14 protein-coding genes and 1 pseudogene are annotated in these 14,931 nt (G+C 50.6%); 2 read left to right on the top strand and 13 right to left on the bottom strand.

The genetic code is table 11. From position 1 onward, the window contains the following. Nucleotides 1–79: 79 nt before the first annotated feature. From JO375_RS03610 to JO375_RS03555, 12 genes are all read right to left on the bottom strand, one after another. Nucleotides 80–1,738 (bottom strand): glycosyltransferase family 4 protein, encoded by a 1,659-nt coding sequence (locus tag JO375_RS03610; protein WP_229523173.1) that lies wholly within the window; start codon nt 1,736–1,738, stop codon nt 80–82. 69 nt (nt 1,739–1,807) lie between these two features. Beyond that, nucleotides 1,808–2,941, bottom strand: a complete 1,134-nt coding sequence (locus JO375_RS03605; RefSeq protein ID WP_229523172.1) for a CgeB family protein — start codon at nt 2,939–2,941, stop codon at nt 1,808–1,810. A 33-nt stretch (nt 2,942–2,974) separates the two neighbouring features. Further along, nucleotides 2,975–4,066, bottom strand: a complete 1,092-nt coding sequence (locus tag JO375_RS03600) for a CgeB family protein (protein ID WP_229523171.1) — start codon at nt 4,064–4,066, stop codon at nt 2,975–2,977. Between the two features lie 184 nt (nt 4,067–4,250). Beyond that, nucleotides 4,251–4,445 carry a FliH/SctL family protein gene (locus tag JO375_RS03595; RefSeq protein WP_229523170.1) on the bottom strand — a complete coding sequence of 65 codons (195 nt, stop codon included), beginning with the start codon at nt 4,443–4,445 and terminating at the stop codon, nt 4,251–4,253. A gap of 37 nt (nt 4,446–4,482) precedes the next feature. After that, a complete protein-coding gene (locus JO375_RS03590; RefSeq protein WP_229523169.1) occupies nt 4,483–4,923 on the bottom strand; it encodes a hypothetical protein in 441 nt (146 codons plus the stop codon). Next, nucleotides 4,923–5,255 carry a restriction endonuclease subunit S gene (locus tag JO375_RS03585; protein ID WP_229523168.1) on the bottom strand — a complete coding sequence of 111 codons (333 nt, stop codon included), beginning with the start codon at nt 5,253–5,255 and terminating at the stop codon, nt 4,923–4,925. Before JO375_RS03585 ends, JO375_RS03590 begins: the two co-directional genes overlap by 1 nt. A gap of 28 nt (nt 5,256–5,283) precedes the next feature. Further along, complete coding sequence (locus JO375_RS03580; RefSeq protein ID WP_229523167.1) at nt 5,284–5,571, bottom strand: nucleoside-diphosphate sugar epimerase; 288 nt, start codon at nt 5,569–5,571, stop codon at nt 5,284–5,286. 118 nt (nt 5,572–5,689) lie between these two features. Then, nucleotides 5,690–7,141, bottom strand: a complete 1,452-nt coding sequence (locus tag JO375_RS03575; RefSeq protein ID WP_229523166.1) for a glycosyltransferase family 2 protein — start codon at nt 7,139–7,141, stop codon at nt 5,690–5,692. Nucleotides 7,142–7,212: 71 nt separating this feature from the next. After that, nucleotides 7,213–7,944, bottom strand: a complete 732-nt coding sequence (locus tag JO375_RS03570; protein WP_229523165.1) for a sugar phosphate nucleotidyltransferase — start codon at nt 7,942–7,944, stop codon at nt 7,213–7,215. Then, on the bottom strand, nt 7,941–8,741 hold the full coding sequence (locus JO375_RS03565; RefSeq protein WP_229523164.1) for a glycosyltransferase family 2 protein: 801 nt from the start codon (nt 8,739–8,741) through the stop codon (nt 7,941–7,943). The genes JO375_RS03570 and JO375_RS03565 overlap by 4 nt, the downstream gene beginning before the upstream one ends. Further along, on the bottom strand, nt 8,738–9,682 hold the full coding sequence (locus tag JO375_RS03560) for a glycosyltransferase family 2 protein (protein ID WP_322098690.1): 945 nt from the start codon (nt 9,680–9,682) through the stop codon (nt 8,738–8,740). The genes JO375_RS03565 and JO375_RS03560 overlap by 4 nt, the downstream gene beginning before the upstream one ends. After that, nucleotides 9,679–10,617 (bottom strand): glycosyltransferase family 2 protein, encoded by a 939-nt coding sequence (locus JO375_RS03555; RefSeq protein WP_229523162.1) that lies wholly within the window; start codon nt 10,615–10,617, stop codon nt 9,679–9,681. Before JO375_RS03555 ends, JO375_RS03560 begins: the two co-directional genes overlap by 4 nt. Before the next feature lie 579 nt (nt 10,618–11,196). Between JO375_RS03555 and JO375_RS03550 the strand changes: the two genes are divergently transcribed. Together JO375_RS03550 and JO375_RS03545 are read left to right on the top strand one after the other, a co-directional pair. After that, nucleotides 11,197–12,978 carry a M4 family metallopeptidase gene (locus tag JO375_RS03550; protein WP_229523161.1) on the top strand — a complete coding sequence of 594 codons (1,782 nt, stop codon included), beginning with the start codon at nt 11,197–11,199 and terminating at the stop codon, nt 12,976–12,978. Between the two features lie 351 nt (nt 12,979–13,329). Next, nucleotides 13,330–13,855 (top strand): annotated as a pseudogene (locus JO375_RS03545) (peptidase M4 family protein); the annotation flags it as partial. A 259-nt stretch (nt 13,856–14,114) separates the two neighbouring features. Here the strand turns inward: JO375_RS03545 and JO375_RS03540 are convergent. Beyond that, nucleotides 14,115–14,894, bottom strand: a complete 780-nt coding sequence (locus JO375_RS03540; protein WP_229523160.1) for a WIAG-tail domain — start codon at nt 14,892–14,894, stop codon at nt 14,115–14,117. Between the last annotated feature and the right edge of the window lie 37 nt (nt 14,895–14,931).

Raw genomic sequence — 14,931 nt, 5'->3', positions numbered from 1 at the left:
TGTGGAGTTCTTGAATGAGATCCATACAGCAGCCTGGCTCCGTTCCAGCTTAAAGTTCAATTCAACGGTCCGGATACGTTCACCCGGACCGTTGTCGTGTATGCCTTCCAGCCTTAAGCGTGACCCGGCTCCATTTCCGTCGCCGGGACCTAAGCTTGAATTTGCGCTTGAGCTTCTGTCTGGACCTGGATTTTGGATGCTGCCCCCGCGACATTCGTAATCCGTAATTGCTCTTGCGGCGGCTCCTGCCGCTGTCACGGCTGACCTTATAGCGCCTGCGATTGCGTGGTCTGGGATGCCTGCGACCCTCTGGGCGTCTTGCGCGAATACGGCGCTCGCCGTGACGAGACTCTGGCTGTGACTCAGGTAAAGGAGGAACTGGTTGCGGCAGACCTTGAATAGCCGCATATTCGATGGGCGGCAGTCCCAGCACAGGCAGCTGACAAACCACTGATGCGGGAAATTCCCGAATGATGCTGGTATACGCTTTGGGGACAGCGATGACTTGACGAAGCCCTTCCTTTTCCCTCGTCCATACCGGTCCACCCGGCTGCTGAATCAGCGGGAACCAATGCGGATGATGACATACCCATTGGCTGACCATGACATGCAGGTTGCTTCGATAGGAATCGGGTCCGTATACACGCATAGCCGCGCTGTTATTACGTACACCAATTCGCTCCACTTCTTCGGGATGATCGAGCAGATAACTCACCTTTTGTGCAAGCATGTCGCTGTTCCCTGGTTCCACCAAAAAATCCGTATTGCCGGTCGACTCCATCAATTCAACCAATCCACCCTGCGCGAAGGCTACAACAGGCCTGCCGTAGATAAGTCCCTCCAGTGCAGTCAAACCAAAGCCTTCCTCCACCATACTGGGAATCACAACGATATCCATTGCGCCATAAGCGATCGACACGGACTCCTCGAATGAGTTGAACTGGAAGCGGCGGCTATAACCGGATTGGCGGATTAAGGAAACGCATTTTACGTAATATTCCGAGTCAACCGAGCTGCCAATAATCCAGAAACGACAGCGCGAATTGGTTTCACACAGCTTTAGCGCCATCTGGACAAAAGGCAGCAGCCCTTTGGCTTCATTGATAAAGGAAGAAATATAACCAATGCATATATGAAAATTTCGCAGTCCCAGCTTTTCACGTTTTCTTTTTCGTTCCAGTGCATACTGCCTGGGTGACGGCATATCCATATCCCGGCAAGGTGGCAGCACCGTATGTGGACGTGTCAGTCCTCCGCCAAGCAGAGGACGCATAACAGCATGTGAGATGCCGATGACCCATTGGGTGTAGCGCTCTATGATGGAGACAGAGACTGGCGTATGCTCATTCTGGTTAATGACCTCGGTTATTTTCCAGATCACCGGAATATTGAGCTCCCGGGCAGCCATCGCTGGCATAACGTTCACACAGGTATTCACAAGCACCACATCAGGGCGAGCTTGCTGCAGCATCTGGAGCAGCGGTGCATACACTACATGGTTCCGCAAATTCTCTGCATCCTGCGCCAAGCCCTCATACGGGGTATACATGCCATGCAGCATGAACAAGTTCTGAATCTGAACAGTGATTCCGCGCTTGCGGGCAATCGTGGTCAGCCGTCCTTCATCAGGCGTTACCAGAATGCAGTCGAAATAGGTGCGCATATCCAAACAAAAGTGCAGCAGCAGCTTCTCCGCTCCCGTAATACTGCGGACATTGCTGACATGGCTGAACAACATTAATTTTGGCTTGATCGGAGTTCACCTCCTTTAAAATAGCAACCAGCAGATGTGCGAATAGGATTGGTATTATGGAGATGCAATCGACAGAAGCTGGTTTACCCGGTGACCATACGTGTGCTCTCGCAAGGTTCGTTCCAGAGCACGCAAAGCAATCTCACGGCGCTCCTTTTCATGCGTCAAATAAAACTCGATCTTCTCCAGCAATTCCTGCTGGGAGTTGTACGTTTCAATCTCTTCGCCCGGCTTGTAAAAACGAGCCAGATCATCTCTTGTATCCGTCAGCTGCAAGGTACCGCAGGCACAAATTTCGAATGTACGCGGATTCGGGGAAGCCGCTGGAAGCTTCAACGCGTTGTTGTTCACGGAATCATCCTGATGGGAGCGGTGAAGATTAATCATGATTTTGCTGCCGTTATACAAATCGTTGGTCTCGTTCGGAGACATCCAGCGTCCCAGCTCAATTTTGTCACCATACGACTGATAATCAGGCAGACGGTCCCACCAGATTCCGTTGATTTTAATGTTACGTGCTGTGAGCTGGGGCATAATCGGATTAAAGAAATAGATGCGATTCCAATAAGCCGAACCGGTAAAGCTGATTTCATGTTTTGCCGGAACGGGTGAGCTCAGCGGGAAATAGTGAGTTGGGAAAGCCCCGAACGGCAAATAGTGTACAGACGAGCAACCCAGTTGACGGTACAGCTCTATGCAATTCATTTCCAGCGTGAATACATGATCATAATGCGTAACAATCTTGGTCGTCATATCGGTGTAATAAGGATCATCCGTAAGCCAGACTGCGGTTGTGATGCCCAACTGGCGTACCGCTGCAACCTGCTCCAGTGGAAGATCCATCCCGTCCAGTGCCAGCATCAGATTCGGACGGAGCTGAGCGGCAATATCCGCTACCGGCTGACGCGGATCCGTTACAGTAACCTGAGCCGTCATGCTTTGCAGCGTGGTAATGACCGCCTCATCCAGCGGAGAATACGGAAGACCTTTACCTGAGACGACATACAGCACATGGATGGATCGAAAAGGAAATGTTGCTTTCGTCCGGGCAACAATGGCGTTGGCACGTCCGCGCAAATACCCTTCATCGTAGCCATCATGGATTCCCGCAGCTCTCCCCTTTTCCCAAGAGGCTGCCGCTGTTGGATATACAGACCGGTCATACGGTCCTGCGGTAGTTATCGTCATCATTTTCACTCCTTACTGTATTTGGTGTTTACTTTAGGCCATCGCCTTGTCCAGCAATTCCTCCATACGATTCGGGTACATATGCTTTTGCATAGTCGTATACAGCGCGCGCCAGGCCATGCGCTCACGCTCCCAGTCATGCTTGAGATAGTAGTCCAGCTTGATCTGCAGCTCTTCTGCACCGGAGTAGGTTTCGATGTCATAGCCCGGCCGGTAATAACGCCCTAGGTCTTTTCGAACATCCGTCATTTGAAGCGTGCCGCAAGCCGCAATTTCATATGTGCGGGGATTGATAGACTCCGCTGATAGCTGATGTGTGTTCCGGTTATCCTGTCCGGGGTCTGTCGGGCGGTGCATATTAATGACAATTTTGGAGCCGTTATAGTATTGAGCGGTCTCCTCCGGCGCCATAAAACCAGGTCGGATAAAGGGTCCCAGTACATCCAGGCGAGTCAGCCGATCCCATTCTCCACCTACGATCAGCACTCTTTTGTCCGCCAGAAAGGGGGCTAGGTGATCAAACAGCTTGACACGGTTCCAGAAGGCATTGCCGATGAAGCAAATATCATGCTGATGCTCCCGCTTCACTCGCCGGGGATAATAGATACGGGCAGACGCAGCAAGCGGCAAATAGTGCACTTTTGCTGCTCCCAGATCGTGATAAAACCGCACGCAGGACATTTCGTGCGTAAATACGACATCGTAAGCTTGACAAATCAACGCTGTATTCTCTGTAAAATAGGGATCGTCCACAAACCATATGGCCGTCCGGATGCCCAAGGCTCGTATTTGCCGCACCTGCTCCAGATGATCTTCCGGAAAAACATGCAGCCCGTTCATAACCAGCATGAAGTCAGGACGGTGGGCCTCGGCGTCAGCCAGCATTGTGGCGGGTGCACCGATGACGCATGCGCTGCACACTTGGTTTAGCGCATCTTGTACACCTGTGTCTATGGCCGTGAAGCCTTGCGGGATGTACAGCACTTTTAAATGGCGAACAACAGGCTGTATGACCACGACCTGTGATAGAGCAGCTGTGCAACCGCCCATTCTGCGTCCTTCCCGGAAGCCGCATCGGTATGCTTCGCGTTCATTTCCACTTCGTTGATCGTTCACATCCTTCACCCTGTCCTGTTGTAGGATAAACTTCTGTCACTCCTAAACTATATGCGGAGGGGCGAAACGCATCATGGACGACTGCCACTACCCGGACAAAATTGGCGTTTGCCCGTCCAATGCTCAGGGCGCGCAAATAACCCCGAAGCTGTTAGCCTCGGGGGGATTAGTCATAAGAAATGATCTTCACGATTTACTGTGCCTTGTAAGCAATCTGGTGGCCATCTTCATAGCCTTTGGCAAAGCCGGAATTAAAGCCCTCGTTGTATGCTGCATCATAGCCCTGCTGAAATGCCTGCGGGTCATGCTCCAACGTAACAGGCTCGGACGGCGGGCTTTCCACAGCTGGGGCTACTGCCAGATTCTGAGGTTTGTTTTGCCGTTGCATAAGAGCACGACTTCTGCGTGCAGAATGGAGCCTTCTTTTACGACGTCTTAGAGCAAGTCGGCGTCTCAGAGCAAGCAGATGTCTTCTCCTCTGTTTTAATCTGCGCATACTGGCACGCCGGGCAGCTCTGCGTCTTTTGCGGGCTCTGCTCCGAAAGAAGCGTTCCCATCTGATACTCATTGTCATTCCTCCTTCGCTTTCTCGTGATCGCTACCTGTTTTGGAACAGGGATATGGAGCCATGGCTGCGCCGGTTTCCCGAATACCTGTCGCCTTATCGGAATACCTGCCAGCATTTGAGTGATTCGTCCCTGATAGTTGCTGAGTATACGAATGGTTTCTTCCAGACGGGCAGCCGACACATCCGCATGGGGCGTTAAGTCCGCAAGACTGCTCAGCATCCGGGCGACGGCATGCTGGCTGGCAGCAATAGACTCCATCATATCCAGCTTAATCTCACGTTCACGCCTCATGCTCATTAGCTCATATCCCCCGAGCCCATGCCTCCCATCATCCCTTCCATTCCACCGCCCTGCTGCTCATCCTGATCCAGCAGCGCCTTGAGATTGCTGCAAAGTCCAGTCTGAAGCCGGGTTAGTCCCTCCAGCATTTCCACCATCTGCTCGTGCACTTCCAAAGGCCGCCCTAACTGCTCTTCATCGGTGTCAAATGCGTGGGGTGTCAGATGGTTGAGCGCCCAATTGCGCATCTTTTCCGCTTCGACCGCCTTGGCCTCCAGGATCATGGACACGTTTCGCTGCATTTTGGAGGCTGCTTCCAGCATATGAATCATTGCTTGTTCCCTACTCATGTGTTCACTCCCTACCCTCGGTTGATCGTTACTCCTCTTCCGGGTATGCCGTCTCTTTTACGACACGAACGAGCATTTCAGCCATCGCTTCCTGAAGATCGGCAATGCCGTTCAAGTAGGCAACAATGCTTTTGTTTACTTGGCCCGAACCCTCCAGAATACCCGGAATCCCGTCAAAACGCGGCTCCTCATCCGGCAGCTCATGTATGATCTGCGCCATACGCACGACCACCTGCCGTTCCGCATCCAACAGTCTGGACATCTGCTGCTGCGAGTGCGAAATATGAGTTAATAAATCATCTACCTCATTATGCATAAGCCCCTCCTTTATGTGCTCCGCCTTGCGGAACGCACGAATACCTACAGGCTTTCCGCTACTACAGCGTATGCGGCAACGAGGAGTCGGTTCCCCCTAAAGGCGCCTATTCCGCTCATTACAGATGCCTGTGCAGTACAGGTGGGGCAATAATGGGCTGCTCCTGCACCAGTACGGACAAATCTTCGGGGGACAACAACCGGATTTGGTAATCAGCTGCCCGCCAGCTCATGGCTGCATAGGAGGTGAGGAACGGTCTTTTCCAGCCGCTCCCGATTTGATACAGTTGTCTGCCTTCGGCATACAGTGTCTTAATCCACTGCATGCGCCCAGCAGGAGTATGAAGTACGGGGATATTCTCCGGTACAAGAGCCGCCAGCACAGGCAAGGGTTCCTCTGCCGGTACAGCTGCGGGTACTTCCGCATCACCGGAAACGGTCGCCTCCGGCTTGGATATCGCGGGAAGTGCCAGCAGATCAAGCTGAGAAATTCTGACGGGAGCCACGTATGCATCTCCCGCAGCACGCATGCTATGCAAAAAGCGTCTTTTTCCCCGCTCTAACCGAAATATTGCGCCAGATGGTCCCTGAACGAGCGCTCCGATGGGATAAAAGCTTGCAGCTGACGCATGTCTTTCCCTGATTGATGCCCCCTGTCCGTCGGAATCTGCTTCATTGGATTCCCGGTGATTAAACAGCTTATCTGTGTCTCCCCATTTTTGGACAAAAAAGGATCGGTTCTGGCTGCTTTCCTCCAATGGACCACTTTTTCCGGTCGTCTGAAGAAAACGATGGGTCGTATCCCGATCACTTCCCGTGTAATGAATAAAAGCATCTCCGGCAATTGCTATACGCATCCCGAGCAAGCGTGCACGCAGCAGCCAATCTGCTGCAGCTTCCTGACCACTGTGGCAGCCTTCGTCCCAGTACCCTGTCTTCTTCAGTGCTTCTCTGCGCAGCAGCAAGCAAAATCCGTTCAGGCTCTCGGTTTCTCGCCATGCAGCCGGGTTGGAAATATTATAGGTTCTGGCAAATGAACATGCTTCGTTTTTGTTGATGTAAGGAACCTCAATCTGTTGTTCTCCGAATGGACCATTCGTTACAGGCCCGACGACACCCATCTGCGGATCGCTGTATAAACACTCAAGCAACCGATCCAGCCAACCGGGTGTCACCATAGCCTGCGGGTCCAGTATTGCAATGGTCGTGCCTTTTGCCATCATCAGTCCCTGATTCAGACTGCCTGTGATATGAACATCCTTTTTTAGCAGCGCGTAACGCACAGCGATACTTTTACGGAGCAAATAGATACGTGTCCCGTCCGTCGACCCGTAGTCCACCACAATAATTTCATGAGGATGGCTCGTGTACTCCTCTATCCGGTGAATACATGCTCGAAGCTGGTGAAGCTGATTGCAGGACGGAATGATGATGCTTACGCCTTCAAAAACTTTGCCGAACGAGGCCTGGCCTAACTTGTTGCCCTGCTCCCGGCCCCTTTTATATCCTGCCCAATAGCCTTTTTTACCGAGCCGTCTGCTGTGTTTCCTTTGTATACTCAGGCGTTTCATGCCGTTCACTCCTCCGGGTGGCATTATGCCTATACTATATGCCTGGCCCGGCCGGATGGTGTTTCCTGAGGTCAGGGCAGAAAGCCCTTCATCTTGACCCAGGCTTCCTGAAGGGAATCAAAGGTTCCTGCATCGCTCCAATAACGACGTAAAATATCATATTCCAGCTTGCCCTCAGCAGCATAGCAGTTGTTGACATCCGTGATCTCAAGCTCGCCGCGTGCCGACGGCTCAATGTTCCAAATTTTATCAAATACGGAGGTATCATACATATAGATACCCGTAACGCAATATTTGGATTGGGGCTGCTGCGGCTTTTCTTCAATTTTGGTGATGATCTCCGGGCGCTCGGGATCGAACACCGGGACTCCATAACGCCGGGCATCTGCTACCTTTTTCAACAACACTCTGGCGCTCCCCGGAGGCTGCTGATTGAAGCGTTCGATGACGGGTCCCAGGTCTTCCTTGAACAAATTATCACCTAACAAAACAACGAATTTTTCCTCCGTCTGTATAAAACTTCTCGCCAGTTCGAGTGCTTCCGCAATCCCGCCTGCCTTTTCCTGAATCCGATACGTCAGCTGAACACCATAATCGCTGCCGCTGCCCAAAAAATCGGTATACAGCCCGGCCGATTGTTTACTAATAACGATGAGTATATCGGTGATCCCCGCCTGACGCAGTCTTTCGATACCATATACAATCATGGGATATTTGCCGACCGGAAGCAGATGCTTGTTGAGTAATGAAGTCAACGGATGAAGGCGCGATCCGGTTCCTCCTGCGAGAATAACCCCTTTCATATCTTCCTTCCTCCTTCGACGGCATGTTCAGTGCATGAAATCCCAATGTTGCCAGATTCGATGAACATTCTGGGATCAATGCTCCATTTCTCTATAAACAAACGATAGTTCCGTTCAATCAACTCTTTGATCCGCGAAGTGTCCACACGTGAGAAACTGGCATTTCCCTGATGATAAACAAAACAGTCACTGCACATCAGCAGCTTGTAGCCGTGCAAGTGTGCCCGCAGGCAATAATCGTCATCCTCATAGTGTCCGGGACTGAACCGTTCATCGAGCAATCCGATTCGTTCCATCAGCTCACGCCGGAGCAGCACACAAAATCCGACCAACCGTTTAACCTCCTGCCATCTGGACGGATTACTTGCATTATTTTGCTCCGCAAACCTCAGACAACTCGACAAATCCCCTCCTAATCCATGAATCTGCTGAATGCCGCTGACGTAGTTGGTCACCGGTCCTACCAGTCCCACCGTGCTGTCGCTCCACAATGCAGCCAGCATATTGGACAGCCACCCAGGTGTAACCGTCACATCATTGTTCAAGATAACGAACTGGTCACCCGAAGCCAGGCGGAGTCCTATATTACAGGCTGCCGGAAATCCGCGGTTTTCGGGAAGACGAACGTTGATCAGCCGCTCCGCTTCGCAAAAAGTATCTGTCCCGTCATTGGAGGCGTTATCTACTACAATGATTTCATAAGGCACATCCACTGTATGTGTCCGAATCGCCTCAATGCACGGCTTTAGCAGATGCAGGCCGTTATAAGTCGGGATAATAATGCTCGTCAGACTCATCGTGCATTCCTCCCTTTGGCGACGTCTACCCGTGTGGGAACAGGGCCGGACAGAGAAACGCCAGCGACCTGAAACACCGCTGTCAGCGCCTCCGCATGATCGCCGACAATCAATTGCTCCATCCCATTTCCTTTGCCGGTGTTGAAGGTCCGCTTGCGGTTCGTTTTAATGACGTCGACAGTGTGCACGGCTGCCACCTTCATGCCGTACAGCACCGCCATCGCGTGCGCCTTGGGCGGAACAGCGAGCATGGCCGGACCAAGCTGATCCAGCAAGCGTCGTGACAAGGCATGCGGTACAGCGGTCAATGAGCTTGCTCCAAGATCTGGCCTGCGCAGTATGCGGTTCAGGAATGCTTTGCACCGTGTCACGCTGTCCTGCTGGGCAAATGGCGGCAAATGTCTGCCCAGATCATTAAGCGCCACATCTGTTCCCTGATCCACCGCTTGGAGAAAAGGCAGCAACTCAAACGCCGGAATCGGCAAATCTCCGTCCACAAACAGCACGATATCAGCCCGTGTCATACGCGCGCCTACGGCACGCCCGACATCATGCCCAAGGCGGTCCGGCAGGTTGACGAGAGTCGCACCAGGATGATGCTGTGCCACGATGGAGTGCGTACCGTCCGTACAGCCGTTCAAAACGACAATGATGTCCTTCAATGGGAGCTTTTCCAGCTCGCCTAGTACCTGGTCCATGGTAGATTCCTCATTACAGGCACTGACTACGGCTGCCGCTGTTCCTTGTAACACAATATCCCCAGGCATTTTGCGTACCTCGGGCTCGGTCCGATTCGCTTCGGGCATTCTTTCTTCCCGGGGTGCAGGTTTCCTCATCCTGCGGCTGTGCATTGAATGCATTGATCCTTGTCTTCGTTGTGCTGCCCGTCTACTCCCCCAGCTTGGGTCGCCAGGCTTCCCTCTGCGATACTCTCTGCTCACGGTTTCACCTCGTCTCTGATCCGTTTACGGTTCAAATCCGTATATCCCGCACGTGCTCCCAAGTGTGTTGTAAGCCAGGAAATGGCGTCCAGATGATCCTGTACGACCACATCCACCAGCGGGTCTTTACCGTTCTGTTTTTTGCGTGCTGCATTCATCTTACCGACAGCTATTCCATATACAGCCATCACTCGCAACCCGGAGACGATGGACATCACTTGAAATAAAGGAGGCTTCTCCAGGGACTTTAGACCTATTTTTTTCAAGGCCCTTTGACTTATGGCATGTGGAATACCAGTCATGGATGCTCCCCCTAAGTCGGCACGATTCGACAAAATATTCAATACATGCTTTGCCTCAACTACGGGATGTACAGGCGTACAATTCACGGGACCATGGTAATCATTCAGTACAACATCCGCTCCTGCGCATATGGCCTGTATGAACGGCCGAAGTCTGACGTAAGGAATGACGATATCGCCATCGAGAAAAAGCAATATTTGACCGGAAGCCGCCTCCGCTCCAATACGACGGCCCACATCATGTCCCAGCGGTTCCGGGAAAGATAGTACACGCGCGCCCGCCGCCACTGCCGCCTTCGCCGTCTTGTCTTTTGATCCGTTTTCGACCACGATAACCTCAGTATGCGGGTGGACACGACGTGCCTCACGAATAACAGCTCCGATCGTTTTTTGCTCATTCATAGCCGGAATAATGACGGAGACAAGGAATTTTCCGGCAGGTGACAGTTTAGATGACCGATCCTCGCCTGGCTGTGTCCCTTTTTCCGCGTCAGGCTTCTCCCCGTTGGCATGGCTGTTCCGGTTCATATCCAGCTTGGGCAATCGTACTGGCAGCCACATTCTGGAGTAAGAACCGGCACCGGAACGCCGCCTGCGATGAAGCTTGAAGCGAGTTCTTCCCTGCTTCCTCATGCTCCCGTCTCACCTCCCTTATTGCTGTATAGATGGACGCATGATTAGGACAGTTCAACATAACCTATGCGGTCCAAATACCGTGTGTAACGGCAAGCGTGGAGTGGTTTTCGACAAAGCAGTTTTTCGACTTCAATTTACAAATACGTATTAATCATATTAAATAAATAGGTTATTAGGGTCTAAAGAATCATTTTGGATAAATTTGTGACATAGATCTTCTCGTCCGTCAATCTCTGTGCTAATATCAGAGCCAGATGGTGGAAGTTCAAAAAACTAACATTTGTTTTTTTTGCATAGAACTTTTTCCATTCCCCCCAATATTCCACCTTCTTATATCCGACAGGAAAGGAGGAGTTTGTCACCTTTTTAGGCTAAATGCTTAGCTGTATGCTTCACCTGCGTTCCCTCATTTCACTCACTCTTCATGAAAAACTCACGAAAAACACACTTCGGTATTTCTCTTCACATTCCATTTCCTTCATGTTCCAGACGGCAACACGACTTACCTAATTGGCGCAATGTCTAGTCCACACAGGATGATTCATCCTGACATTAATCGGGGAGAGTGACTTTTTAATGAAAAAAGTATGGGTTTCGCTTCTTGGAGGAGCAATGTTATTAGGGTCGGTAGCGTCTGGTGCATCAGCAGCGGAGGGTCCTGTTTCGGCGCCAGCCCAGCTTACGCCAACTTTCCACGCCGAGCAATGGAAAGCACCCTCATCGTTATCGGGTGACGACATTGTATGGAGCTATTTAAATCGGCAAAAGAAAACGTTGTTGGGTACGGACAGCACCAGTGTCCGTGATCAATTCCGTATCATGGATCGCACAAACGACAAATCCGGTGTGAACCACTATCGGCTCAAGCAGTATGTAAACGGGATTCCCGTATATGGAGCTGAACAGACCATCCATGTGGGTAAATCTGGTGAGATCACTTCTTATTTGGGAGCAGTGATTACTGAGGACCAGCAAGAGGAAGCTACACAAGGTACAACTCCGAAAATCAGCGCTTCTGAAGCAATCTACATTGCATATCAGGAGGCAGCTGCGCGGATCCAAGCCCTCCCTGACTCTGATGATACGATCTCTAAAGAGGCGGAGGAGCCAGGTAGTGTAAGCAAAGATACTTACACAAAGGCAGCTAACAACGATGTAACGATCCCGATTAAAAAGGACAAGCTTAGTCTTGAGAAAGCGGCTGACCTGAAGGATAGCAAAATTGAAGCGGTACAGACAGAACCCAAATCCATTGCGAAAATCGCTAACCTGCAGCCAGAGGCAGATCCCAAAGCTGAGCTGTACTTCTATCCTAATGATGATACATTGCAGTTGATTTATGTGACAGAAGTTAATATTTTAGAGCCTGTGCCGCTGCGCACACGCTACATCATCGATGCCAATAATGGCAAAATCGTATTCCAGTATGACATCATTAATGAAGCGACAGGCACAGGTAAAGGCGTGCTTGGCGATACCAAAACATTCACCACTACCGCTTCCGGCAGCAGCTATCAGTTAAGAGATACGACCCGCGGCAACGGAATCGTGACTTACACAGCCTCCAACCGTCAGAGCATCCCAGGTACCATCCTGACCGATGCCGATAATGTATGGAATGATCCAGCCGGTGTAGATGCCCACGCTTATGCGGCCAAAACATATGATTACTATAAAGAAAAATTCAATCGCAACAGCATTGACGGACGCGGCCTGCAGCTCCGTTCGACAGTCCATTACGGCAACCGCTACAATAATGCCTTCTGGAACGGCTCCCAAATGACTTATGGAGATGGAGACGGCACCACATTTATCGCTTTTAGCGGTGATCCTGATGTAGTTGGTCATGAGCTCACGCACGGTGTTACAGAGTATACTTCGAATTTGGAGTATTACGGAGAATCCGGTGCGTTGAATGAGGCCTTCTCGGACATCATCGGCAATGACATTCAGCGTAAAAACTGGCTGGTAGGCGATGATATTTATACGCCAAGAATTGCGGGTGATGCACTTCGTTCAATGTCCAATCCTACGCTGTACGATCAACCGGACCACTATTCGGACTTGTATAGAGGCAGCTCCGATAACGGCGGCGTTCACACGAACAGCGGTATTATTAATAAAGCCTATTATCTGTTGGCACAAGGCGGTACTTTCCATGGTGTAACTGTAAATGGGATTGGCCGCGATGCAGCGGTTCAAATTTACTACAGCGCCTTTACGAACTATCTGACTTCTTCTTCTGACTTCTCCAACGCACGGGATGCTGTTGTACAAGCAGCAAAAGATCTTTATGGTGCAAGTTCGGCACAAGCCACCGCAGCAGCCAAATCTTTTGACGCTGTAGGCGTTAACTAAATCATATACGCGATCCCCTCACGCATCCTCGTCCATCTACCCTTATCGTTGTGCAGCTATCCTCTGCTCCTGCGCAGCCAATGGACAAAAAATGGGGGTGCAGTGTACTAACCTGCGCCCTCTTCAAAGGGATGCCTTTTTTCTCGTCTACATTATCTTTCGATCAATTTCGACTAAATAAGACAAAAGCAAATCATCTTGGGACTTTAGACTCATTTTGGGGTAATTTGGAATAAAACATCTTCTCGTTCGACATTCTCTGTGCTAATATCAGAACCAAGATGATACAGCACAAAAAAATAAAAAATATTTTTTTGCATAAGTTCGTTTTTTATGATGACCTCGTTTGGTTTGGAGTATTATGGCGAATCAGCCGCACTGATGAAGCCTTCTCGGATATTATCGGCAACGATATTGACGGCACCAATTGGCTCCTTGGTGATGGCATTTATACGCCGGGCATTCCAGGCGACGCTCTGCGTTCCCTGCCCGATCCTACACGCTTTGGCCAGCCGGATCACTATTCCAACTTCTACCCGGGCCGTAACAATGATGATGAAGGCTGGGCTCATACGAATAGCAGTATTATCAACAAAGCCTACTATCTGTTGGCACAGGGCGGACATCCCATCGTGTAACCGTAACTGGTATCAGACGCGAGGCGGCTGTATTCATTTACTATAACGCCTTCACCAACTATTTGACCTCCACCTCCAACTTTTCTAACGCGCGTGCTGCTGTTATTCAGGCAGCCAAGGACTTCTCTGGTGCTGATTCGATATCCGTAACCAGCGCTATTCAATCCTTTGATGCGGTAGGAATTAACAATAAAGATATCCCCGCATTTGGTCCTCGCTTACAGACAAATATAGTGTAATCAGCTCTTATTTCTGCCTTTAAAGCCTGCATTAGGGGTACAGTGCAAGTCTGTGCCCCTTCCCCCCCCCTAGTCTAGGCATCCCGCTTCAAGGGATGCCCTTTTTTTAAACGAAGTTCCCTCCCCAAATTGTAAAAGGATGCCGTGGGGCTGTTTGATATTAGCAAGTTTCCCCCTTTTCTTCTTATATATACAGCCTCCTTACAGCGAGATGCCTTTTTTTGATATCAAGTTGAATTACTGCCAACATTTCTACCCTTTAGTAACCCACCGCAATCCACATTATTTCCCCTTTACATACCGAACCCGGGCATACGCGTTCTACAGTAAGTGTTGCCGAATATTCCTGACGTTTTGTGACAGATACTGTTATACCGGGCACAGTGGCACTAGCTGCAACTATATATTGAGTGTTCTTAAAAGGCCTTTCTAACATAATGCTCATTTCGTCCCTGTTCGTTGTGCCTGAAAGACGAAAAGGAAGGCTGCCAAATTGGGATAAAGCCAGCTCTGGGACAGACGCCTCGCCACGGGCCGATAATCCGTCCTGAACTGCAGCTACCTTTGATTCGCTATCAACGTGGATACCAGGTTTGGCAACTTCCCCGGGCAGGACCATTCGCTGCCTGAAACGCTGTCTTCCTTCTGCAATGTGGATGCTGGTAATGGAACAATCCGATAACGCATCTTGCTCTGCCTGATCTTCCATGGTGCTAGATGACATGTCGTTATCTGTCTTGCATTCGGCATCCGATTCAGGTACAGACAGCAATAGCACCGATTTCCGATTCATCCGCATCGCTTCCTCCAGCGTCTTGGGCAGCTTATGCTTTTTCCTTGCTGCTTCCTCAACGGCTTGAACCGAGGTATCTGTCTCCACCGATGCGGCTCCAACTGACCCTCCGCGCTGTACCGATCTATGAATACCGGAAGTCGAAGGTGTTTTATCCTTGCTTGCACGGGAGGAAGGGACTGTATCGGAAAGGTTGCTCCGTGCTGCTCTTTTATCTTTATGACCATAGCTCATACGATGATTCATGATGACCGCTCCTTTGGCACAGGAGTGAACCTGCGGT

Source organism: Paenibacillus farraposensis (genome assembly GCF_020736845.1).
Lineage (GTDB): Bacteria > Bacillota > Bacilli > Paenibacillales > Paenibacillaceae > Paenibacillus > Paenibacillus farraposensis.
This window is presented reverse-complemented; position numbering and strand designations above follow the sequence as displayed.